Here is a 23,076-nt window from a genome sequence, read left to right as displayed (position 1 = left end):
TAGAGTGCTAAACTCTAGCCATGTACATTCAAATAAAACATCGTTTTTTATGAATGCAATCTCGCAATACAACACAAACTTTTAACTTTAGGTTCAACTATGTCTCAAACAATCACACTTTATGTTGATGGCGCATGTAAAGGCAATCCAGGTTTAGGTGGTTGGGGTGCATATATCATTACCGAACAGGGTGAACATAAACTTTGTGGCGGAGAACCTGAAACAACCAATAACAGAATGGAACTGCAAGCTGCGATTGAAGGCGTAAGTTTCTGCCCTACAGATGCACATTTGATTATTTGGACAGATTCCAATTACGTTAAACAAGGTATTACTGAATGGATTCATGGTTGGAAAAAGAAAAATTGGAAAGATGTTAAAAATCCTGATTTATGGAAAAAGTTAGATGCTGTCTGCGCTAACCGAGAAATTGAATGGAATTGGATCAAAGGGCATGCGGGACATGCTGGTAATGAAATGGCTGATCAATTGGCCAATCTCGGTGCCGAACAAACGGCCAAACAAATGAAATCTCTCGTGCAGGCTAACGCTGATACAAAAAAGCCTGAATCCGACTGGTTATTAGATGATCCATTTGGTCTCGACCTTGATGAAGATATCGATAACTTGGTTGAAGAAGTCGAAGAGTTCAGTATCGAAGAAAGTAATCCTGATGTAGCTGTACTAAGTCACTCAGCAAGCCCAAATACATCAACAACGACAGCTCACCCTCAGATTGTTATTACTGAGGCAAAAGTTCAGTTGCAAGGCCCTCGCCAACTTATTCTGGATACCGAAACTACAGGTTTCTATTTCCAAGATGGTGACCGTATTATTGAGGTTGGTGCGATTGAAATGATCAATCGTAAACTTACGGGAAGCTCAATTCATATTTATATCAATCCAGAAAAACCTGTAGGTGACTCTGAGGATATTCACGGTATCAGCGACGAGTTTTTGCAAGATAAACCTAAATATGCAGAAATTGCTGACACACTGTTTAATTTTTTACAGGGCGCTGAAATTATTGCGCATAACGCGACATTCGATATGAACTTCCTAAATATGGAGTTCAAACGTGCTGGGCTGCCATTATTATCAGATGTTTGCGAAGTTACAGATACACTGGCTTTAGCTAAAAATAAACATCCTGGGCAAAAGAACTCTTTAGACGCTTTAGTTCGCCGTTATGAAATTCCTGCACGTGATCGTACCTTCCATGGTGCGTTACTCGATGCTGAAATTTTGGCTGATGTTTATCTCGCAATGACGGGTGGACAAGTTTCTTTTGATATGGATGCCCTTTCACAAAATGAACAAAACCAAAATAAAACCACTCGTTCTCGTATCGAAGTAGATTTACCAATTATCTATCCATCAGAACATGAACTAAATGAACATGAGACTTGGGTCAAACAATTTGAGCAAAAACATGGAAACGCTTGCCTTTTTGCAAAATAAATTTGCTGTTGAGTGTAATTTTTTGTATTTCAAGTTTTAAAACTTAAGTTATATTAACTGTTAATGATTTTACCTCCTATTCTAGGAGGTTCATGGATATAACAACTTAGGAAAGGTGTAGGTCATATGTCTTACCAAACCTCGATTCATTTCGACCCAACTGCATTATTAATAATAAAAAATGAGATCGATAATTCGATTAAATTGGTGGAGACAGCAGTCAATACGCTTGCCGAAGAACAAGCATTGCCTTTTGGTATTGATGACGCACTTAATCAGTTCGAACAATGCACACAAGTACTTGCATTAATTGATATACCTCATGTAGCACAAATCACTCAATATTCAGCTGAGCTTATGCGCCAAATCATGGCTCAACCTCAACAAATTAAAACTAGCGATGTCGTTGCTCTCAGTGAAGGTACAACGATGTTAAAACGCTATATGGAATTTATTTGTTTACGTGAAGTAAGAGTGCCTCAGTTCTTAACAGATACACTCAATCGTTTAGAAAAAGCACTGGGGAAACCGATCACCAAAGAAGGACAAGCTCTGCAACCTTTCTTGGACTTCATGACACCGAATTTCAATTTGCCACAAGCACCAAGCTTGGAACAATCGAAGTATATCCACCAACTTTATAAATTATGCTTAAACAAGCTGATTAAACAAAGTGAATCTCCTCTCGATTTACAAGGAATTAAACTCGTTGGTGTTTACCTTGCAGGTTTAGCCAACAATCTACCGAGCCAACAATATTGGCAATTGGTCAATGTAGGCTTAGGACATATTGATGAGCTTTTGATTACAGAAGCACGTTTACGCACCCTTATTCAAATCGAAACGAATATTGCAAAATTCTTGGCTCAACCAACAACTTATCAAAACAGTATTGCTGATTTGGCAGATATTTTGACGATCTGCATCAGTCAAGAAGATGATTTATCACAACATATTCGTCAACAATTGAACATTGGTGATGAATTACTCAGTGATACTCAACTTCAAGTTTTGAGTCGTCATTTATACGGTCCTGACTATGAAACGGTACATACAATCAGTCAATTAATAACAAATGAAATGGCTCAAATTCGTAATGAAATTGAGTATAACCATCAAAATATGTCAGCTGAAAAAACCCAAGAACTACAGCAAAAGTTAACTCAACTTTCTAATGTATTTAAGGTACTTAACTTAAATGAAGCAGCGAAAGAATTAACTCAGCAAGCTGAAAAATTGAGTCAACCGAATACATTAACTGATGCAACTTCTATTCAACAGTTAATGAATAGTATTTTGGCATCAATGAATTCAATCGGTATCTTAGAGCGTAATTACACTTCAAGTCGTTTACAATTACGCGTCAATAATATGCAAATTTCTTTAGATCGTTTAGATGAAGCTCATCGAGCATTGTTGACTGAAACTAAGATTTTGATTGAAACATTGACTCAAACCTTAAGTTTGTATGTACAAGATCCAACAGCTAATACATTAGAAGCCCTTCCTGTATATCTGAATGAGTTATCAGGCGCTGCGTTATTCTTAGGTAGCTCTGCTCAACAAACTGCACTGTTAGGTGCAGCACATTTTGCACAGCATCGTTTGAATCAAAATGAAGCGATTGATGCTGAGCAAATTAACTGCATTCTAAATGTTGTTGCTAGTTTAGATTTACTCGTTGATAACCTGAACAATAAGCAGCCTGTATTGCAATCTATGTTTGATGTGGCATTATCAAGCAGTCAGCAATTACAGAACATAGCCGCATAATGACTCAACTATCACTTGCTTATATTTTTCAACACCAAAAACTGCTAGTCGACCAAAATCTTCAATTGCCAGAAGTTGAAAAGTTAGCAAGTGATTTACCCTTGAATCATAATGATCACGTTATCGCGCGGGATCTACTTGAAAATGAAGCCATTCCCGATGGCTATCAGCTCGTTCCAATCCGTGAATTGATTCAGTCATGGTCAACTACAGAATTCCTTCAAGCCAGTCGAGCAGTTCAACTATTAGAATGGCGACGTAACCATAAATTCTGTAGCCATTGCGGTCATATGACTGAAATTCACGCCAAAGAATATGCAATGGTTTGCCCTGCTTGTGGCTATCATCAATATCCTCGCGTTCAACCTTGTATTATTACAATCATTACCAAAGGTGATGATGAAATTTTACTTGCGAAATCGGCGCATAATAAAAGTAATATGTACGGTCTAATCGCTGGATTTGTTGAAGTCGGTGAAACATTAGAAGAAGCTGTACAACGAGAAGCTTTTGAAGAAGTCGGTTTAAAACTGAAAAATATTCGTTATATGTCGAGCCAACCGTGGCCATTTCCAAGTAATTTAATGATTGCTTTTCATGCTGAATATGATTCAGGTGATATTCAATTACAAGTGGAAGAAATTAGCGAAGCTCAATTCTTTAAGTTTGATCAACTACCTGAAATTCCATTTAAAGGTAGTATTGCACATGCAATGATTATGCAAATCGTAGAGAATAAAAAAGCATCTTAATCAAGATGCTTTTTTATTTACTCTTCTAAAGCTTCATCTAAGAAATGTAAAATCGTTCGCTTGGTTTTGAAGTAATGGCTTACAAAACTGGCCAAAGTCGCCACAATGGTAATGTGTCCAGTCTTAGGAATAATCATCACATGGCTATGATTACCCTTTTCTCTCAATGCCTTATCAAGATCGAAACTATTATGATTACCAACCAACTGATCATTCTCAGCCATCAATAGATAATGTTTAATCTTATTCGGATTGATAAAATAATACGGCATCACTTGTTGATACGATGTTTTTTGATCAAAAGCATGTTCAGATAAAGGATCATTTTTATAATCAAAATGATACGGGCCAGCCAAGCCAACAATTGCCTTAATATTATCGATATATTTAAATTGCTGAGGCTGAGCAGAATACACCACAGACATCACATTAAAAGCACCCGCAGAATGTCCCATCAAAATGATGTTATCAGTTGAAATATTCAGCTTCGCTTTATTTTGATTCAAATAATGAATCGCTTGCGCTAGATCATCGACAAATGCTGGAAAGATATTCTCTGGAGCAAGTTGATAATTAATCACAGCAACATCAAAACCTTCTCGAGCAAAGGTTTCACCAATGAATAAATAATCTCTCTTATTACCATGTTGCCATGATCCACCATGTACAAAAACAATTAATGGTCTTTGTTTTTTGGGATTTTTTGTTCGATAAAGATCCAATCGATTTCTGGCTTTTAATCCATAAGCAAGATGTTCTTCTTTTTCAAAAGTATCCTTTGGCGTCAGATAATTCATCGAATAGCTTGCTAAATCATATAGGCGAAATTCCTGATAAAAGTTTTTCGCCCGTATGACATTTTCTTGTACTTGTTGAATAAGTTGCTTCATAGATTAGGGTTTAGTCGGAGTAATAGTCGCTGGTTCAGTCTGATCGGGATCAATTGCAACTGGAGTTTCAACTAAAGGTTGTGTTGAAGCACCACCAATCATCGGTGTTGCTGCTGTAGCACTTGCTACCGTTCCAGATGGTTGATCAATATTATCAATCAGTGTCACGATTTTACTCACATTACCAACTTTTTGTAAGACATCATCTAAATCTCTTATCTCAGCGGTATTTAAACGGCCCATCACATAAAGGATGCCATTTTCAGTATGAATTAATACTTTACTGTCAGATACAACAGGCGCTCTTATTAGCAACCCACGAGTATTTGCAGTCACAGTAGAGTCCTGCATAATCGTGTTGTAATTTACTTTATCACCAACAGTAATGTAATTATGCACAGCTTTTACATCACTCATCGCTCTTAAATTGTCTTCTGCTAATTGTTTCAAATAAGGATCAGGAACTTGCCCTGTTAATAAAACATTACTATGAAAACTTTCAATATTGATTCGTGACTGCTTAAAGCGATGATCCAATTTATACAAATTAATATTTGCAGTGCGTTTAATTGAGGAATCAATAAAAACCTGCCCTAAACTACGTTCACCACTTTCAGTACCAATCGGCGAAGTTCCTGTACCACCTGAAATAAAACTCGCACATCCTGATAAACTTGCAGCGCAAAGTAACGTAATCGTTAAACGTTTTAACACTTGGCAAGACTCCCTATCTTCAAACTTGTTAAATCTTTGGCATTTATCTTAAAAAATAATAAATTATTACTCAATCTAAAGTAAACGCATGTTGAATCCATTGCTGATCATACTGCAATTTGGAAAAATCTGGTTGTACTGTTTTTGCAAATTTCTTTGGAAAATCAAAACAAATCACATCAAAACGACAATCAAAATCATCATAATTAGGATGTTTTTGTAAAAAAAATTGTGCTGTTTTAATGATTTTACGTTGTTGCGCACGAGTAATAACTTCACAAGCTGTCGCATAACTCCCTAAAGATCTAGCCTTTACTTCAACAAAAACAAGCTCTTTACCTGATTTTACAATCAGATCAATTTCACCATATCTAGAATGATAATTTTGATTTACATATTGGTAATTTTCTAATTCCAATAATTCCCTTGCTTTTTGTTCTGCCCAACGCCCCAAATCCTCAACAATGTCTTCTGCCATACTACGACCATTTTTATTTTAAAATTTGAATTTCATTTTTTTGTTGTTGATAACAATAGGGTTGCCTATCAATTTTTCCATCTTTAACGCTAATCGTACCTGTACGTCCTTCAAAAGAGAATTTATGCGCAGGGTTTTCTAATAATTGTTGACTTATCGTCCAAGCATCTCCTCCAAAAGCTAATAAACGTTGAAATGCCATCGTTTCTGGTTGTTTCTTATAGGCTTCGATTAAATCTGCCCATTGTCCATTATATAGCGCGGGTGTATCACAAAAACTTAAACCGATTGGAATAGATTGTCCCTGCTCAATACTCATCGGTGTGACGTAAATATTCTTTTCGGGTAATGTACCTAATTGTTCCACCCAATGGTGACTCCCTAACAATAATACCCCTTCTTTACTTGATCGTTTTTGTGGTACTTCATCAACAAATTCTATTTCTGATGCAAATTGATCCTTTAGTGCAGAGAGCAAAAGTTCTGTTGCTGACTCAGTTCCTGTTTCTCGAACGATAAAAAGTTTTTTGATGCGATCTTTTTGAAAACGATGATTTAATGCTGCAGCATCTTGTTGCTTTGCTAAGCTAAATTGCCATACTTTATCAATTTGAGTATTAACATCATTTAAAGCAAGCACAGGAATTTGAGGATTCATTTGAATCACCTCTTCAATTTCAGTTCGTAGTAAGGGCCCAACAATCAAATGGACGTTGTGATCTATTTTTTTCTTAAAAATCGTATCGATACTATTTTTAGTTGAATCTACAAAAATAATTTTTTCTTTACTGCCAGATGCTGTATAAGCACTCAGAAAACCGCGTTTGATGCTTTGACTCGCTCGCGCCATCGTACCCGATTCAGGTAGAATCACGATTATGTCCGCATATACAGGACTTACAAGCGCTGCCAAACCTAGCAGCAAACAATATTTTTTGTAATACATGAGGGAGTTACCTTTTATGAGTGCTCAATTATTTGTTGTAGCAACCCCGATTGGGCACTTGGATGACATGACCTTTCGTGCGATTGATATTTTAAAGTCTGTATCGGTGGTTGCGGCAGAAGACACTCGTCAATCTGCTCAATTATTTAAACACTATAATATCTCAACACCGTTAACAGCGTGCCATGATCACAATGAAAGTAACAAAATTGATCAACTTATACAAAGAATGTTAAATGGTGAAAGTATTGCTCTGATTAGTGATGCGGGAACACCATTAATTAGTGACCCTGGATTTAAATTAGTACGCGCAGCACAAGAACATAATATCCGCGTCATTCCAGTACCAGGTGCCTGTGCTGCAATTGCAGCTTTGAGTGCTGTAGGTTTACCAAGTGATCGCTTTAGTTTTGAAGGTTTCTTACCGTCAAAGGCTTCGCAACGAATTAGCCAACTCGAAAAACTAAAAGATGAGACACAAACACTCATTTTCTATGAAGCACCACATCGTATTTTAGACAGTATTAAAAATATGGCTGAGGTATTTGGTGAAGATCGCCCTGTAGGTTTTGCTCGTGAAATCACAAAGACCTTTGAAACTATTAAAAAAATGACTTTAAAAGAGTTAGTCATATTTATTGAAAATGATCACAACCAAGAGAAAGGTGAAATTGTAGTCGTGGTGGGTGGTTCCACTGCTGAAAAAGACATGGAACAAGATAAATTGGATGAGTTGCTAAAACGCTTATTACAAGATTTATCAGTCAAGGCCGCATCTCAATTGGCTGCTGATTTGACAGGTATCAAAAAGAAAGTTGCTTATCAACGTGCTTTGGAATTAACCCAAGCCGAATAGTAAGCGTGATGCAAGGTAATTAATTTTGGATAGATTACCTTGCAAATAATTAACAACGTGAATACTTGCAACCTATCATATAATTAACTTTAAACAACATTCATCACAATTAAAAAACACAACTATCTCAATATTTTCTGAGCTGCTTGGATAATTGTTTCAGTCAATATTTCTAATTGTTGAGACTGTCGTTTCCAATGATGCCAATACAGAGGAATATCAAGTTGGGCATCAGGCATAATATCAACAAGTGTTCCATTTTCGAGTAGTGGTTGAACCTGCAACTCGGGCACCATGCCATAGCCCAAACCTAATTGAATTGTTTTGACGAAAGCATCTGTTGCTGGAATAAAATGAAACGGATAACTTTGCATCGATAATCCAAAATACTTTAATAATATGTCTGAATGCATTAAGTCTTTATGATTAAAAATAACGGCGGGCGCAGATCTCAAACTTTCCCTATTAATCCCTTGTCTAAACCAATATTTAACAAAGTCCGTCGAAGCCAACATTTTATAACGCATTTTGCCAAGTGGTTGTGCTAAACAACCCGACATCACTTGAGCCTCAGCAGAAATACACGCATTGACTTGACCTGTTTCTAACAAAGAATGTGTATGCGATTGATCATCAATTTTCAATTCAAGTACGATCTTTTCTTCAATGAGTGTTGATTGAATTGAAGGTAAAAGCCATGTTGCCAATGAATCAGCATTTGAGGCCAAGGCAATTTTATAAAATTCAGAATCAGAAGTTTTACCCATTAAACCTTGTAATAAATTTTGCTCCATTAATCGGGTATGCCGCAAATGGTCGAGTAAGGTTACTCCTGCATATGTAAGCGTAGATGGACGACCACGAAGGATTAGAACTTGCCCAAGATATTTTTCTAAAGCCTGTACTCGTATTGACACAGCCGAAGGTGTAATAAATAAAAATTCACCAGCAGCATCAAAACTTCCCAATTCAGCCACCGCAAGAAAAGCTTCACATTGCTTACTATCGAGCATATTAACCTAAATTATTTTTAGCCAAACCTAAATATTCTTAATTCTACTTATTTTAAGTTTAAAAATCAGATAATTCTCTCATCTTATTTTCTCTTCTTTTTTTATGATCTCTCTGGGTGTATTTCTCAAAGGTTTTGGAATCGGTAGCGGTCTGATTGTCGCTATTGGTGCTCAAAATGCTTTAGTCCTAAAACAAGGGCTCAAACAGCAATATGTATTTTGGCTATGTTTTATCTGCGCGCTTTCTGACTCTATTTTAATCGGATTAGGTGTATTGGGCTTTGCTGAAAGCATGACCGCATCTTCAATTTTAATGACACTTGCTCAATATTTTGGTGCAATTTTCTTGTTTGTTTATGGTGCTAGATCATTCTATGCTGCATTTAAAACAACTCATAGTATACAACTCGACCAAAATCACCATCAAACATTAACCAAAGTACTTTTAACTGGGCTTGCATTTACATGGTTAAATCCTCACGTTTACTTAGATACCATTGTACTTATTGGCTCACTAGCTACACAGTTTGAGGATAAAATGAGTTTTGCTTTAGGCAGTATTGTTGCCTCATGGATGTTCTTTTTTAGTTTAGGTTATGGATCTAAATTCTTAAAACCGCTATTCACTAACCCAAAAGCATGGAAAGTATTAGACTTTATTATTGGTTGTATCATGTGGGGTATTGGTACATCGTTACTTCTCTAATCTAAGTCTTCGAGCAACAGAGAAAGCACCACGATTGTGATGCTTTTTGAATCTATTTAAGCTTATTCTTGGCTTTCGCCTGGCGGAACTTCAGTAATGCGCCCACCACGTGCTAGAAACGCAGCCACTTCATCTTCCAAAGCTTGACGCTGTTTTAACTTTGCAGTAACTGTTAATGTTTCTGCTTCAGCCAAATCTGCATCATTGGCACTTGACTCTTCGCTATCCGCACCAGTTTCCGCGGCTTTCGCCTCTTCATCGTCTACCGCAGAATCTTCAGTGTTTTCGTCGTAATCATTCATTTCCGTCATATTACTCTCCCCACAATGACTAAACTCTCATCATCGTTATTTGGTCATCAGAACTTGATGAAATTTAACAAGCTCTTCTCATTTATCAAAGCAAAATATTCATCAAATTGTGCTTTTTATGACCAAATTCACTCTGATTTATAAATGATTGTTTAAAAAATATCTACTGTTTTTTTAGCAAGCATAGCTTGTATGTTCTAAGGCATCTAATCCATTGGCTTGTCGCATAAAGCGATCTTTAAACCAATCGAATTGTTCAACTTGTTTTAGACCAAAGTTCCGTGCCCAAACAAAGGGAAATAATTCTGCACTTTCTAACCAGCCAATCGCTGACATACTATGCATCATCGCATCATTTTGTCCCTTACGCTGATGTTCATAGCGTAATAAGGTTTGTTCATTTGCCCATACACCACGTTTTAAATCATGGAGTAATACATCACATAGAACTGCGGCATCTAAGCAACCAATATTCACACCTTGTCCAGCCAAAGGATGAATGACATGTGCTGCATCGCCGATTAATGCCAAGCCTGATTTAACGTAACGCTGCGCTGCACGAGCTTTCAATGGGAATTGCGCTCTTGAACGCACCTCAACAACCTCACCCAACATATGCAGACTCTCTTGTGTGAGTAGTCGCATAAAGTCTTGATCATTTAACGCTGAATACTCATCCGCATAGTCATCTGGTAAAGTCCACACAATCGACTGCCAATAGCCATTCTCTTGCGAATCAAGACTCGCCATTGGTAAGTAAGCCAATGGCCCTGTAGGCAAGAAAATTTGTCGAGCGACATATTGATTTGGCTGAGTGGTCTTAATCGCACAGCTGATCGCAGCTTGCTTGTAATCCAGTACATCTAAATCAATATAAGCTTGCTCACGTACAAATGAATTTGCGCCATCTGCGCCGATCAATAACTTGGTTTTTAATGTTGTCCCATCAGCCAGTTGAATCGACCAGCCTTGTGAAATCTGCTCGATACGTATCACTTTCACTTGAGTACGATAGTCTTTAAGCTGCTGTAGCATTTTTTGTTGAATCGCAACATTCAAAACACTTGGCTCAACCATCGAACCCAAAGCCTGATCTGATTGAGGTTGCTGTTCTGAAGCATGTCCAAAATTAATTTCGCCATAGCCATTTTTATTCCAGACCTGCATACCTGAATAAGGCATTTGACGTGCTAAATCATTCCAGACATCCACTGTTTTAAGTAAATGAATGGTGGCTTGACTCAGAGCCAATACACGTGGGTTCATCACTGCCAACGTTTTTTCTTGATTTAGCACAGGTGCAGCATCCAATACCGTCGCTTGTACGCCACCTTGAGCCAACAATAAAGCGGTTAATCCACCGACTAAACCACCGCCAACAATCACAACATCTAATAACTCACTCATGCTTTTAGCCCCATTGCATAATTGGCAACCAAAGGCTTAACACCCGGAATCACATCAAATGCAATCAGTCCAGTATTGCGTAATAATTTGAGTATTGGATTTTGATTGCTAAAGCCACGTACCACTGAATCACAGAATTTAATCACCCGTTGCTGATCAGTTAAACGTGCTTGCTCATAAGCCAATAAATTATCAGGACTGCCAATATCATCGGACTTCGCCAATTGCTCCATCAAGAAACGAACCAACACATCTGCATCACGTAGACATAGGTTAAAACCTTGCCCTGCAACTGGATGGATGGTATGTGCGGCATTCCCCATCAACACCACACGCCCAACGGCTTGCTTATGTGCCAAGACCTGTGCCAGTGGATAGCTAAAGCGCTTGCCTGTTTTTTCAAACTTACCTGCACGATCGCCATAGGTTTCCTGTAAAGCATCCAAAAAATGCTGATCGTTTTCTTCACCTAACCATTCTGCCTCAGTGCCCTTTTTCACAGGCCACACCACGGAACGCCGGTATTCACCCGGTAAAGGTAAGAGAGCCAATGGCCCTAAAGCACTAAAACGTTCAAAGCCAACCTGTTGATGTGGTTTCGAGGTTTGTACAGTAGTGACGATGGCTACTTGGTCATAATCATGTTCATCTACACCCACACCAATCGCTTGGCGACAGAAAGAATCACGACCATCAGCCGCAATCACCAACTTGGATTTTAAGGAATGGATATATTCACCATTGCGCATCGCTTCGATGTGTACCTCATCATCATTTTGTGTGAGTGAAGTTACTTGTACACCATCAATCAATTCAATCAAAGGCTGTAGACGTACTTGAGTCAGTAGTACACGACCCAGCCATGCGTTCTCAATCACTTGTCCAAAGCTTTCTACTTTTTCTTGTTCTGCCACTAAGCGAGCCTTTCCAAAGCTGCCTTGCTCGGTGATATGCACTTGTAGAATTGGTGTAGCATGTTGTTGAAGTGCTTCCCATAAGCCTAACTTTTGGTAAATCTGTACACTACGACGTGACAATGCGGTATTCCGCGCATCAAAGCTAGAATGATAAGGCGCAACGTTTTCGTCATCGTAATTCGGATATTTCACAGCTTCTAATAACTTTACTGCGATATTAGATTTTGCCAACATTAGAGCAAGGCTGAGTCCAACCATACCTCCACCGACAATGATGACTTGTTGCTGCATAATATTATTCCTTATCAGTTTTTCATGACTTGATGTTTCGGGACTATCTTACTCTAACTCAAATCAGGAATGGAATTTGTACTTTGTTTGGTCTATTTTTTTCAAATTACATTCAAATTAGACTTAAAAATTAAATACTTTTTCCATTTTTCCGAACTTATGATCTTTGTAGCTAATTTATTAAAAACATTCAGCAATAATGTGCCCCTACTTAAAAATCTTCTATCATATAAAAAAGAAATTAGACATTAAGAGAAAACCCTTATCTCAAATCGCTCGCAATCGTTGCAACTGTAATTACTTACAATATATGTTTTTTATATTCAGCAGATGATAACGTTAATTCGTTTTAACCCTCTTCTATCGCAATTAATTACACACTTTGGGTATAAGTATGGCATCTTAATTAAAGACAAAACCGTCGCGATTTCCAATTTCATTAGTGTTTTTTGGTGTTATTGCATATTTGATAGCATTTTAATTTCTTTTGATCGTTTACTCATATTTTCACACAATACAGTCCAACTCTGCTGCTCTATTACATTAATATTATTGTTAATTATAATCGTTGCCTGAAAATACCCCCATATCGAAATAATAAAAAATGAAATACAAATTATCAATTTAATGACCACAGGCATTACCGCTCGCCAACCATATTTATATTTTATTTTTCTTAAGACTTTTTTATGAGGTAATGGATATTGTTTTAACTTAATCACCGGATAATCATTTTTAATCCAAAAAAATAAGGAAACACATCCAAAAAAAATATACATTCCTACAAATTCACCATAGAAAAACACTTGCCGCCCATAAGGAGAACACTCCAACCAATATGATATTTTAGTTATTCCAAAAATACCCCATAAAAATAAAATCACTGGCATTGAATATAATACATACAATAACCGCAACCTTATTCCTTCTTTAAAAGTATATTGTGGCGCATATTCACTCATTATTATTCTCTTTTTTTATAGAAAAATGGGCTAAATCTATTAGCCCATATCAGGTATTTATGTTTTCTTTTGAGCCATCAAACTTTCAATCTCTTCAACGGTTTTCACTACATTCTTAGTCAAAACCAATGGTCCATTTTCAGTCACGACAATATCGTCCTCGATACGAATCCCGATACCGCGCCATTTTGCATCAACCGTTTCATCATCTGGTGCAACATATAGACCGGGTTCAACGGTCACCACCATACCCGCCTCATAAGCACGCCAGTCTTCGCCATTTTTATAAGCACCCACATCATGTACATCCATACCGAGCCAATGTCCTGTACCATGCATAAAGAATTGACGGAATGCTTCGCTCTCAACCAACTCATCTACATTGCCACTCATTAAGCCAAGATCAACCAAACCTTGGGTTAAAATCTTTACAGCCACTTCATGTGGATATTTATAGTGATTGCCAATACGAGTTGCATCAATGGCAGCCAATTGAGCATCTAAAACAATATTATAAAGTGCTTTCTGCTCAGGACTAAACTTGCCATTTACAGGGAAAGTACGGGTAATATCCGATGCATAGAACTCATATTCACACGCTGCATCAATCAAGACCAAATCACCATCTTTTAAAGGCTTGTTATTTTCAACATAATGCAGAATACAAGCATTTTCACCACCACCTACAATACTATTGTAAGCAGGTACACAACCATTTTTTCCAAAGACATAATTGAGTTCTGCTTCAAGCGCATACTCCATCATCTGTGGTTTAACGGTTTGCATGGCACGAGTATGTGCTTCGGCACTGATATTCGATGCAATCTGCATCAACTCAATTTCTTGTGCTGATTTTTTCAAACGCATTTCATCAACGATACGATCAAGCTGAATCACCTCCGCAGGTGCAGCACCACCACGACGCTGTTGAGCATCTGCTTTTTGAATCCATTGACTCACGCGCGCATCAAATTCAGCATTCTGACCAATACGATAGTACAGGCGTTGTTTATTTAATAGCTTGTCGATAATTTCGTCATCGAGTAAATCAATTGCATACGCTTCATCTGCATCATAAATTTCAATCGCACCATCAATTCCAGCACGATAGCCATTCCAGATTTCCATTTCACGATTACGTTCACGGCAGAACAAGCTATAGCTATATTCCTCACCTTCTTCAAAGGTTTCAATGATTGCAACGGCTTCTGGCTCGGCGAATCCAGTCAGATAATAAAAACTACTGTCTGCACGATATTTATAGTCAGCATCACGATTACGATACATTTCTGCTCGAGTCGCAATAATTGCAATGCTATTGCTGCCTATTTGATTAGCAAGAAGATCACGGCGTTGTTTAAAATCAGCTTGAGTTAATTTCATATTATCCTACAGCTAGAAAGTCCCTCTTTTATAAAGAGGGATTTAGGGAGATTTTAAATCGCCTTAACTCGGACGATGTGGAGTAAACATTTCGACAACAGTTTGTGGATCAACTGCTGTATCTTGATTTCTGCTTTTAGCATGAAAGTTTTTCAATAATGAACTTTCAGCGACAGGAATCTTGGTACGGCCAATCGATAAGCTCACAGGAATCAAACGTACAAACTCATACAATTCCTGATAGCTTTCTTCACCCTCTTCATCATTATCGGAGTCTTCAAACTCAACTGCTGCAACATCTTGTAAATGTTCAATCAGCTCTTGTTCTTCACCACGAATATGACCTGAAGCCAAACCAAAACCGAGGACTACGCCTGCGCACCAATCTGCCAACGCCTGCACACGATCTACAAGCAAATGGCTATCATCTGGAAGCATAGGTAAATAATCTAATTCATCATCTGACAAAGCATGAGCAACATCTTCTGCTTCATCGGTTAGACCTTCCAGTGCCTCTGGCTGTAAAGAAGGCACATTGAGGGTGTTTAAAATCTGTGACCATTCATCGGTGGTTGGCGCTTGTGTGACACACACTATACCTGTGAGTAAACCATGTAACTCACTTGGACTTGAAATTTCTTCAATGCCATCAAAATGAGCATTCCATTCCGTCCAACCTGAAATATCGTCTTGCATTCGTTTATCCAATCTCTATACTGCTGTATATATTACCTTTGATTGCAACTCTGTGCGACCTTCGTTATGTTAGAACAATTACAGCGTCTACAAGCGCATATTGGTGTTTTAAAAACACGCTTACATCATTTAGAGCGAGAGAATACTTCGCTTACTGAGGCTAAACAATTAGCTGAAACTGACCACCATGCACAAGTTGTGCAGAAAAATAGCATCATCACGCAAAAGCAGGAAGAAGTTGATAACTTAACTGAACAATTGTCTCAGTTACAAGATCAATTTAAACAACTGAATCAAGATGCAACAACTTTAGCGGAACGTTATAGCCGCTTAGAGAAAAGCACCACTGATTTAAAAAACCGCTTTCAAGAGATTTTGGCTGAGCGTAATGACTTACGTGTAAATAAAGAGAAGTTACAAGCACAGCAACGTCATAGTCAGCAAGAAATTCAAGATTTACAACAAGATCGTGATCGCTTGCTACAGAAAAATGAGTTGGCAAAATCTAAAGTTGAAGCCATTATTCAACGGCTTGCAATTTTAGGTACTGCACAGGATCAACATGCACAAGAAATTCAGCAACTCGCGCATCCAAATGCTGAAACTCAAGAGGAAACCTGATCATGAGTGAACCCATTGTTGTTGAGCTTCGCTTAATTGAACAGACTTTCCGTCTTAACACGACTGAAGATAAGCGAGAAGAACTTGAGCGTGCCGCTGAATTTTTAAATCAAAAGTTTCATGATATGCGCCGCAACGCACCACGTGTTGAACATAATAAACTTGTTATTATGGTTGCACTACAAATGGCGCAAGAAGTGTTTAGCTTAAACAAATCATTACAGGAATATGCACATTGTGAGCATTTAATCCAAACGATTTTGGAAGATATAGAACAAAGTGTTGAGTAAAATTGCACAAAGCCTCAACAATTAATAATTATCTTTACAAGTAGCGATTGTCATCGCGTAAAGATCGGTTATACTAAAACTGTCTCTAGGGTGTTCGCCAGTACGTCTAGTCCCCTGCCGATACTTAAATTTATGGATGTGTCCTGTATATTTTGAGTGTATGCCTACCCCGAGTAGGAAACCCAGTAAGTATGCGTCACCTCCACCTTGAACTCATCGGGTTCAGGGTAACGACCATGCAGCGGCATCTCTGGAGCAATTTTTTTAATTATAAAAATTCTGAAATTACAAAACAATTTGGATATAAAAACTTGTCTTTATCATCATAGCTTAAAATAGTTTCAACCGATTGGAATGCGTCCAGCGATACGAACGTAAAATAATTATCATCCATATCGCGGTCAGCTATACCATTAAATTCCAAAAAGTAAGCTGTTAAAATGGGTGATAATTTAACTTGATGCTTATATTCAAAAGCTAAAATCTGTTGCCATGTTGCTGGTTTATTTAACTGAATACCTTGTTTGATCAATTTATTTTTGAGTTGAAAAATTATATTCATGATTGATCCTATAGCTCTTCATTTCTATAAAATAAATCATTTCTATGAATCAAATGATCAATTCTCTGGATATGACTTATCACTTGATTGATCAAAGTTGGAAATACCAAGTTTATAACTTAATCCTGCTATTTCCATGATTCTCTTTTTCTATAATGTCAAATGACTTAAAAATTACTCATCTTTCAAAGCACATTCATAATTACTAGGATCTTGTGAACAACGAACCTGTTTCAGCAACTTCATCATATCTTTATCGTAAAAACCTTCTTTAGTCATTTGAATACGTGCTTCACGCATCAATCTGACATAACCAGGTTTATCACTTTCATGTAAGTTCAACCAAAATTTATCTGGAACTTTCGCTTCAATCTTATCGACAAATTCAAATGCAGGATTTAACTGTTTTGAGATAACTTCACGCGCAATAGAACCCATTCCTGCGGGGAATTTATTACGATGCATAATCAAAGTTCCTGTCACTTGAATCACAGGAAACTTGATAATTCCTCCAACAGCTTTGCCCGATTTATCTGTCATCCCTTTTTGTAGCTCAAGCGGTTCAAATAAAATAGCTGGCCCCGCCATAATATCAACTTCTTTATTATTAAACTTACCTCCAACAGTGACTAAATCCACTGAAACAGGTTGAGCACCTACACTCTGTACCAATTTCTTTTGAGTTTCATCAAATTGGAAAACCGCAACTTTTTTACCTGCTGCTTTGGCTAAAGTATTAATATTACGATCAGTCACCATAATATAAGCGGCACCAAGTGGCACAATACCAACGACTTCATAATCTTTATTTACCATTTTTTCATCAAATTTTGGATTTGCCAAAACCTGAATCACCGAACTCAATTGCTTATAGGTTTGTAATGCGCCAATCGCATCAATACTTCCTACAAATTTATTAAATTGTTTTGCACGCAGATTACTAATCCCTGCACCATCACAACGTTTACTACGGAAATCTTCTGTTAATACCGCTTCATTGGTATAAACTTTTAAATTAACCAAAGTAGACGCTGATTTTTTAAGTTTTGGATAATCAAAATCTAATTTGAACTGTAAATGAGATGGTCGTGTCACATTCATATTGACACCAAACTGCTTGGCTACACGTACCATACGTGGAATTTCAGTGATGTAACTTGTAGCCTGTTCAAAAGCCTCACTATGCTCCCCATTTGGAGAGAACACACATAAAGTGACTTGATTTGGAATTTGTTGCCACGTTTTAGGATCGTTAAGTAGCTGTTTAATCTTATTTTGTGAATGTGCAGAAAGTGTTAAATCCAGTTTACCTTCAGGTGCTGCATGAGTCGCATTCGTCAATAATAATGATGATACGATAATACTTGAAGTAAAAAGTGATTTTACAACACGACTAAATTTATTGTTTTGCATCTTTAGATCCATCCTTAGCTATTTCCCAATAGTTTTGATTCAAGTTAAGGATAAAACAGAGAAATAGAATTGACTGCATTCATTTTGATGATGTCAATTGGGTCAAAATAAAGACCCTACTCTCAATTTATGAGAATAGGGGCTTTATTCTTACAAAGTGAATTATGATTTATTTAAACGTAAAGCATTCACCACAACAGAGAGCGAGCTTAATGACATTGCCACTGCAGCAAACATTGGTGTGAGCAATAATCCTGTTAGTGGATAAAATAAACCTGCTGCAACAGGAACACCTAATCCATTATAAACAAAAGAGAATGCTAGATTTTGCTTCATATTTCTCACACCTAATTTTGCTATATGAACTGCTTGTGCAACCCCTTGAATGTCCCCCTTAACTAAAGTCACTTGCGCTGTTTGCTTGGCAATATCTGTTCCTGTTCCCATCGCAATACCAATATTCGCCTGTGCCAGTGCTGGTGCATCATTGATACCGTCCCCAGCCATTGCCACAATTTTTCCCTGAGCTTGCGCCTGTTTCACAATTTCAAGTTTTTGCTGAGGATCAAGATTGCCATAAACGGTTTGAATACCCAAAAGACCTGCAACCATGTCTGCATTCTTTTGATGATCACCCGTTGCCATAATCACTTCAATGCCATCAGCATGCAGTTGCTCAATCACAGTTTTAGCATTTTGTTTGATTGCATCATGAATTGAGATATAAGCGATTAGCTCTTGTTCTGACATCAGAAAACTAATCACATCGCCTTGTGCACGTTTTTGATCCAACTCGTGGATTAAATCAGCATCTAAGGTTAAAGCTAACTGCTCAATAAGCTTCTGACTGCCAATATACAAGGTCTGGTGATCAATACTTCCTTTCACGCCAAAGCCTGCGACATCTTCAAAATCAGAAACATTGAGTAATTGATTTGCATCAACTAATTGAGTTAAGGTCTGGGCAATTGGATGCGTCGAATATTGTTCAATCGATGCAATCCATAATTCAATTTGTGCTTGGTTATAAGTTTGAGATAAAAGCTGAATCTCTTTTAAACTTGGTTTACCTTCAGTTAATGTTCCTGTTTTATCAATAATCAAAGTATTGACCTTACTTAAAGCTTCAATCGCCTCGGCATCTTTAAATAACACGCCTTTTTGAGCGGCTCGACCTGTGGTTGCCATCACGGACATCGGTGTTGCCAAGCCAAGAGCACATGGACAAGCAATAATCAAAACAGCGACTGCACACATTAAAGCCAAATCAAACTGTGCTTTCCCAAATACCATCCATGCAATAAAAGTCAAAACACTCATACTGAGTACGGCGATCACGAAGTATTTCGCCACCACATCTGCAATTCGTTGCAATGGTGCTTTGGAGCGTTGAGCATCGGCAACGGTCTGAATCATTTTGGCTAATGTGGTATTCGCCCCGACTGCAGTGGTTTGGATTCGAATAGCACCTTGTTGATTAATTGTCCCGCCAATGACTAGATCATCTTTTTGCTTTTTCACAGCAACAGGCTCACCTGTCATCATGGATTCATCAACATAGGTCTTTCCATCAATCACGACACCATCAAGTGGAATTTGTTCACCCGATGATATTTGCAAAATATCACCTTGTTTGACCATCACAATATCCACTTCAACAACTTGACCATGCTGCACAAATTTCGCTTTAGCAGGTTGTAAACGGAGTAAAGCTTTTAATGAATTTGCTGTTTGTGAACGTGCTTTTAGTTCTAAAATTTGTCCCAACAAGCTTAATGAAACAATCATACATGCTGCTTCAAAATAGACAGCAACACCATGCCCTGTTTTCGCTTCAATAGGGATGAATGATGGAAAAATCGTAGCAACAACACTATAAATAAATGCTGCAATTAGCCCAACACCAATCAAACTCCACATATTCAGATGTCCTGTTTTATAGGACACCCAACAACGTTGTAAAATAGGATAACCCGCCCATAACACCACAGGCAAACTTAAAAGAAGTTCAATCCACGGCTGAACATGTGGCGAAATAAAGGCATGAATATGTGAACCCATGGCCAAGATCATCACCAACAAACTCAAAGGTAATGTAGTCCAAAAACGTCGACTAAAATCTACTAGCTCAGGATTTGGTCCATCATCCAAAGTGGGTTGCATCGGCTCAAGTGCCATCCCACAAATTGGGCAAGTTCCTGGCCCTTTTTGTACAATTTCAGGATCCATTGGACAGGTATAATCCATATCCATTGCCCCCTCAGGTACAGGACGCTGATCAACTGGAATTAGATAAAATTCAGGATCATTTTTAAATTTATCTAAACAAGATGGATTACAGAAATAATAGGTTTTGCTTTGATAATCTGTTTTTAAATCTGTCGTGGTTTTGACTGACATACCACAAACAGGATCAATCTCTGTATCCACTAAAATGCTTTCACTTGAATGATCATGCTTTCCACCACAACAAAAGGAAGATTTTTTAGCTTCATCTTGAATAGATGGTACTTCTGGTTTAGGGCCACAACATGAACTTAGTTTTTGCTTCGTTGGCTTAGGTTTACAACAAGAAGATGGTTGAGCTAATTCAATAGGCTGCTCTAATTCACCATCACCACATGAAGATTGTTTTTTTTCTTTAGCGCAGCAAGACGATACTGTTGATGGCACGTTATTTCGTTTTAAGAAGCTTTCAGGTTGTAAACTAAATTTCTGTTGGCAACCTGCCGAACAGAATAAATAGCGGATACCTAGATAATCAAAATAGTGCTGCGAGTTTTCAGCGACTGACATACCACAAACTGGATCAATATATTCGTACACAAGCGGTACTTCATTTTTAGAACAGCATGAAGATGGTTGTTGAGTCATGACGACACCTATCTTTTCTTTCTTGATAGGGCTAGGATAAAGTCTGTACCTAGGTACAGAGTCAAGTGCTTTTTCACTATCCCAACACAGGTATGAGAAAATGAACCTAACAATCGGAAAATTAGCAAAATCCTGTCACGTTAATGTCGAAACCATTCGTTATTATCAACGTATCGGCTTAATGCGTATCCCTGAAAGTACGCAAAGTTATCGTTATTATAATCAACAGGATTTGGAAACCTTGAGTTTTATTCAGAAAGCGAAGGATGCTGGATTACAACTGAATGAAATTAAAGAATTGCTCACACTGAATTTAGAGGATCGTGTCCAAGTCAGACATGTCATTGAACAACGATTAAGCAAGATCGATGAAAGAATTCAGGAGCTTGTGGGTCTTAAGCAAAGACTTTCCACATGGTTAGACGAATGTAAAACGACAGAAAATGAATGTTGCCCAATATTGATGGAACTCAAACAATAAGTTCCATCAATAAAGCTAAGCAGTTGAATCAATACTCATCAAAAAAGTACATAACATTAAATAAATGACCAAATCACATTTTCATCCTTTTGTTTCAATAAGAAACTGGTTTGGTAATCATCAGCGACGATGAGATGCTGATTAGAGATCATCATTACTTTCAACAGCGTATCATTATGATAAATCAAATCATTTTTACCTTCTTTAGTTAAGATAAGCATTTGATCTAAGACAATTACATTTTTTGAATCAAACATACTTTTTCCCTCTAAACCTTACCCTATGGTCTTTTAAATTTTTTTATAAAGTGACACAGTGAATATCGTAACGAATGAAATAAAATACCCCGCTCATTCATAGCGTTAAAATATTCCTTTTAATTGTTTAAACATGTGAAATAGCAAAGTATTTGCGATTTTCACGGTAAGATTATAGATCACTTTTTACGCAATTTGTGAATTTTTTGTCATATGAAACTAAAATTTGTTATTTTATTCTTATTTTTGACAATATAGTGATTAGGTCGAGTGTTACAGCTTTGTGATTACTTTAAGTTGTCAGAATCCATAACTGATTAATAGCATTAGAACTTCAATTTATTTAGATACTTAAGCACACTTAAATCAAGTATGATTCTCGAGGCTTTGTTTTATTTTGAATACGATGAATAGTGATTTACATGTACTGAGAAAAGATATTCGTTTAAAAAGAAAACGAGTGAATCGCTTTGAACATAAAAAAAGTGAACAAGACGCTGTAAATCGCCTCAGATCAATACCCCAATTCAAGTTTGCAAAAAGCGTTGGATTATATCTTCATGCTTTTGGCGAAGTGCATACTCACAAACTCATTCAGCTTTGTTTTAAACACAAAAAACTCGTTTACCTACCCATGATTTGCACGATGAATCAAGAACTTGTATGGGTAAAAATAAACTCTAAGCAATACTCAAATCAACGTTTTTCCCATCATCCTCTCGGGATGAAAGAACCCATGACAAGTCGCGGTCATCATATATCCATTTTGGATCTTTTAATTATGCCTTTACTTGCCTGTGATCACCTAGGGACACGAATCGGCATGGGAGGTGGTTTTTATGACCGTACTTTGGCAAGTGCGCCGCATCGACCTTTCCGTTTGGGTCTCGCCCATACATTTCAATATATTGATCAAACCTTACCTAGACAAAAATGGGATCAACCGATGCATGGTTTACTAACACCTAAAAAGTTCTATATTTTCAAGCCTTAGCCTTATTGTTCTAATATTTTTTAGAAAA

General features: G+C 37.4%; 23 protein-coding genes, 1 other RNA gene and 1 pseudogene. 10 read left to right on the top strand and 15 right to left on the bottom strand.

Annotation, left to right across the window (positions count from 1 at the left end; translation table 11 throughout):
* The first annotated feature begins 99 nt into the window (after positions 1 to 99).
* The 3 genes from dnaQ (at position 100) to nudC (ending at position 3,986) form a co-directional block, all read left to right on the top strand.
* The gene (gene dnaQ, locus O1449_RS04630) at positions 100 to 1,461 is read left to right on the top strand and encodes a DNA polymerase III subunit epsilon (RefSeq protein ID WP_269228381.1); all 1,362 of its coding nucleotides are present in this window, start codon (positions 100 to 102) and stop codon (positions 1,459 to 1,461) included.
* 126 nt (positions 1,462 to 1,587) lie between these two features.
* A complete protein-coding gene (locus O1449_RS04625) occupies positions 1,588 to 3,234 on the top strand; it encodes a chemotaxis protein (protein ID WP_269228382.1) in 1,647 nt (548 codons plus the stop codon).
* Positions 3,234 to 3,986, top strand: a complete 753-nt coding sequence (nudC, locus tag O1449_RS04620) for an NAD(+) diphosphatase (RefSeq protein ID WP_005157794.1) — start codon at positions 3,234 to 3,236, stop codon at positions 3,984 to 3,986. Before O1449_RS04625 ends, nudC begins: the two co-directional genes overlap by 1 nt.
* 17 nt (positions 3,987 to 4,003) lie before the next feature.
* Here nudC and O1449_RS04615 read toward each other — a convergent pair whose 3' ends face one another.
* From O1449_RS04615 to O1449_RS04600, 4 genes are all read right to left on the bottom strand, one after another.
* Positions 4,004 to 4,876, bottom strand: coding sequence for an alpha/beta hydrolase (locus O1449_RS04615; protein ID WP_269228384.1), 873 nt, complete (start codon positions 4,874 to 4,876; stop codon positions 4,004 to 4,006).
* A gap of 3 nt (positions 4,877 to 4,879) precedes the next feature.
* Positions 4,880 to 5,590 carry a BON domain-containing protein gene (locus O1449_RS04610; protein WP_269239302.1) on the bottom strand — a complete coding sequence of 237 codons (711 nt, stop codon included), beginning with the start codon at positions 5,588 to 5,590 and terminating at the stop codon, positions 4,880 to 4,882.
* Positions 5,591 to 5,660: 70 nt separating this feature from the next.
* On the bottom strand, positions 5,661 to 6,068 hold the full coding sequence (locus O1449_RS04605; RefSeq protein ID WP_269228386.1) for a YraN family protein: 408 nt from the start codon (positions 6,066 to 6,068) through the stop codon (positions 5,661 to 5,663).
* 13 nt (positions 6,069 to 6,081) lie between these two features.
* Positions 6,082 to 7,014 carry a penicillin-binding protein activator gene (locus tag O1449_RS04600; RefSeq protein WP_269239301.1) on the bottom strand — a complete coding sequence of 311 codons (933 nt, stop codon included), beginning with the start codon at positions 7,012 to 7,014 and terminating at the stop codon, positions 6,082 to 6,084.
* A 16-nt stretch (positions 7,015 to 7,030) separates the two neighbouring features.
* On the opposite strand from O1449_RS04600, the gene rsmI reads away from it, so the two are divergent.
* The gene (rsmI, locus tag O1449_RS04595; RefSeq protein ID WP_269239300.1) at positions 7,031 to 7,870 is read left to right on the top strand and encodes a 16S rRNA (cytidine(1402)-2'-O)-methyltransferase; all 840 of its coding nucleotides are present in this window, start codon (positions 7,031 to 7,033) and stop codon (positions 7,868 to 7,870) included.
* 122 nt (positions 7,871 to 7,992) lie between these two features.
* On the opposite strand, the gene O1449_RS04590 is transcribed toward rsmI, so the two are convergent.
* The gene (locus O1449_RS04590) at positions 7,993 to 8,883 is read right to left on the bottom strand and encodes a LysR family transcriptional regulator ArgP (protein WP_269239299.1); all 891 of its coding nucleotides are present in this window, start codon (positions 8,881 to 8,883) and stop codon (positions 7,993 to 7,995) included.
* Between the two features lie 103 nt (positions 8,884 to 8,986).
* Between O1449_RS04590 and O1449_RS04585 the strand changes: the two genes are divergently transcribed.
* The gene (locus O1449_RS04585; protein WP_269228390.1) at positions 8,987 to 9,589 is read left to right on the top strand and encodes a LysE/ArgO family amino acid transporter; all 603 of its coding nucleotides are present in this window, start codon (positions 8,987 to 8,989) and stop codon (positions 9,587 to 9,589) included.
* A gap of 62 nt (positions 9,590 to 9,651) precedes the next feature.
* On the opposite strand, the gene O1449_RS04580 is transcribed toward O1449_RS04585, so the two are convergent.
* The 6 genes from O1449_RS04580 to O1449_RS04555 form a co-directional block, all read right to left on the bottom strand.
* Positions 9,652 to 9,900, bottom strand: coding sequence for a hypothetical protein (locus tag O1449_RS04580; RefSeq protein WP_269228391.1), 249 nt, complete (start codon positions 9,898 to 9,900; stop codon positions 9,652 to 9,654).
* A gap of 174 nt (positions 9,901 to 10,074) precedes the next feature.
* Positions 10,075 to 11,307 (bottom strand): FAD-dependent monooxygenase, encoded by a 1,233-nt coding sequence (locus tag O1449_RS04575; RefSeq protein ID WP_269239298.1) that lies wholly within the window; start codon positions 11,305 to 11,307, stop codon positions 10,075 to 10,077.
* Positions 11,304 to 12,515 carry a 2-octaprenyl-6-methoxyphenyl hydroxylase gene (ubiH, locus tag O1449_RS04570; RefSeq protein ID WP_269239297.1) on the bottom strand — a complete coding sequence of 404 codons (1,212 nt, stop codon included), beginning with the start codon at positions 12,513 to 12,515 and terminating at the stop codon, positions 11,304 to 11,306. Before ubiH ends, O1449_RS04575 begins: the two co-directional genes overlap by 4 nt.
* Positions 12,516 to 12,970: 455 nt before the next feature.
* Entirely contained in the window at positions 12,971 to 13,477 is a 507-nt protein-coding gene (locus O1449_RS04565) for a hypothetical protein (protein ID WP_269239296.1), read from the bottom strand.
* A 57-nt stretch (positions 13,478 to 13,534) separates the two neighbouring features.
* A complete protein-coding gene (gene pepP, locus O1449_RS04560; protein ID WP_269239295.1) occupies positions 13,535 to 14,860 on the bottom strand; it encodes a Xaa-Pro aminopeptidase in 1,326 nt (441 codons plus the stop codon).
* Positions 14,861 to 14,923: 63 nt separating this feature from the next.
* On the bottom strand, positions 14,924 to 15,556 hold the full coding sequence (locus O1449_RS04555) for a UPF0149 family protein (RefSeq protein ID WP_269239294.1): 633 nt from the start codon (positions 15,554 to 15,556) through the stop codon (positions 14,924 to 14,926).
* Positions 15,557 to 15,622: 66 nt separating this feature from the next.
* On the opposite strand from O1449_RS04555, the gene O1449_RS04550 reads away from it, so the two are divergent.
* The 3 genes from O1449_RS04550 (at position 15,623) to ssrS (ending at position 16,728) form a co-directional block, all read left to right on the top strand.
* A complete protein-coding gene (locus O1449_RS04550; protein WP_269228397.1) occupies positions 15,623 to 16,177 on the top strand; it encodes a hypothetical protein in 555 nt (184 codons plus the stop codon).
* 2 nt (positions 16,178 to 16,179) lie between these two features.
* Positions 16,180 to 16,467, top strand: a complete 288-nt coding sequence (locus O1449_RS04545) for a cell division protein ZapA (protein ID WP_269228398.1) — start codon at positions 16,180 to 16,182, stop codon at positions 16,465 to 16,467.
* A gap of 79 nt (positions 16,468 to 16,546) precedes the next feature.
* A non-coding RNA gene (gene ssrS, locus O1449_RS04540) (6S RNA) lies at positions 16,547 to 16,728 on the top strand.
* A gap of 10 nt (positions 16,729 to 16,738) precedes the next feature.
* Here ssrS and O1449_RS04535 read toward each other — a convergent pair.
* The 3 genes and pseudogenes from O1449_RS04535 to O1449_RS04525 form a co-directional block, all read right to left on the bottom strand.
* Positions 16,739 to 17,029, bottom strand: a pseudogene (locus O1449_RS04535) (SMI1/KNR4 family protein); the annotation flags it as partial.
* A gap of 174 nt (positions 17,030 to 17,203) precedes the next feature.
* Positions 17,204 to 18,442, bottom strand: coding sequence for a putative solute-binding protein (locus O1449_RS04530; RefSeq protein WP_269228399.1), 1,239 nt, complete (start codon positions 18,440 to 18,442; stop codon positions 17,204 to 17,206).
* 162 nt (positions 18,443 to 18,604) lie between these two features.
* The gene (locus O1449_RS04525; RefSeq protein ID WP_269239293.1) at positions 18,605 to 21,316 is read right to left on the bottom strand and encodes a heavy metal translocating P-type ATPase; all 2,712 of its coding nucleotides are present in this window, start codon (positions 21,314 to 21,316) and stop codon (positions 18,605 to 18,607) included.
* A 100-nt stretch (positions 21,317 to 21,416) separates the two neighbouring features.
* Between O1449_RS04525 and O1449_RS04520 the strand changes: the two genes are divergently transcribed.
* Positions 21,417 to 21,797 (top strand): MerR family transcriptional regulator, encoded by a 381-nt coding sequence (locus O1449_RS04520; protein WP_269228401.1) that lies wholly within the window; start codon positions 21,417 to 21,419, stop codon positions 21,795 to 21,797.
* Positions 21,798 to 21,853: 56 nt separating this feature from the next.
* On the opposite strand, the gene O1449_RS04515 is transcribed toward O1449_RS04520, so the two are convergent.
* The gene (locus O1449_RS04515; RefSeq protein WP_005217587.1) at positions 21,854 to 22,054 is read right to left on the bottom strand and encodes a hypothetical protein; all 201 of its coding nucleotides are present in this window, start codon (positions 22,052 to 22,054) and stop codon (positions 21,854 to 21,856) included.
* 406 nt (positions 22,055 to 22,460) lie between these two features.
* Here O1449_RS04515 and O1449_RS04510 point away from each other — a divergent pair, with 406 nt between their 5' ends.
* Positions 22,461 to 23,048 carry a 5-formyltetrahydrofolate cyclo-ligase gene (locus O1449_RS04510; RefSeq protein ID WP_269239292.1) on the top strand — a complete coding sequence of 196 codons (588 nt, stop codon included), beginning with the start codon at positions 22,461 to 22,463 and terminating at the stop codon, positions 23,046 to 23,048.
* Positions 23,049 to 23,076 lie beyond the last annotated feature (28 nt).

The organism is Acinetobacter sp. TR3, from assembly GCF_027105055.1.
Classification (GTDB): domain Bacteria; phylum Pseudomonadota; class Gammaproteobacteria; order Pseudomonadales; family Moraxellaceae; genus Acinetobacter.
The sequence above is the reverse complement of the archived record's forward strand: the minus strand, read 5'-3'. Positions and strand labels throughout refer to the sequence as shown.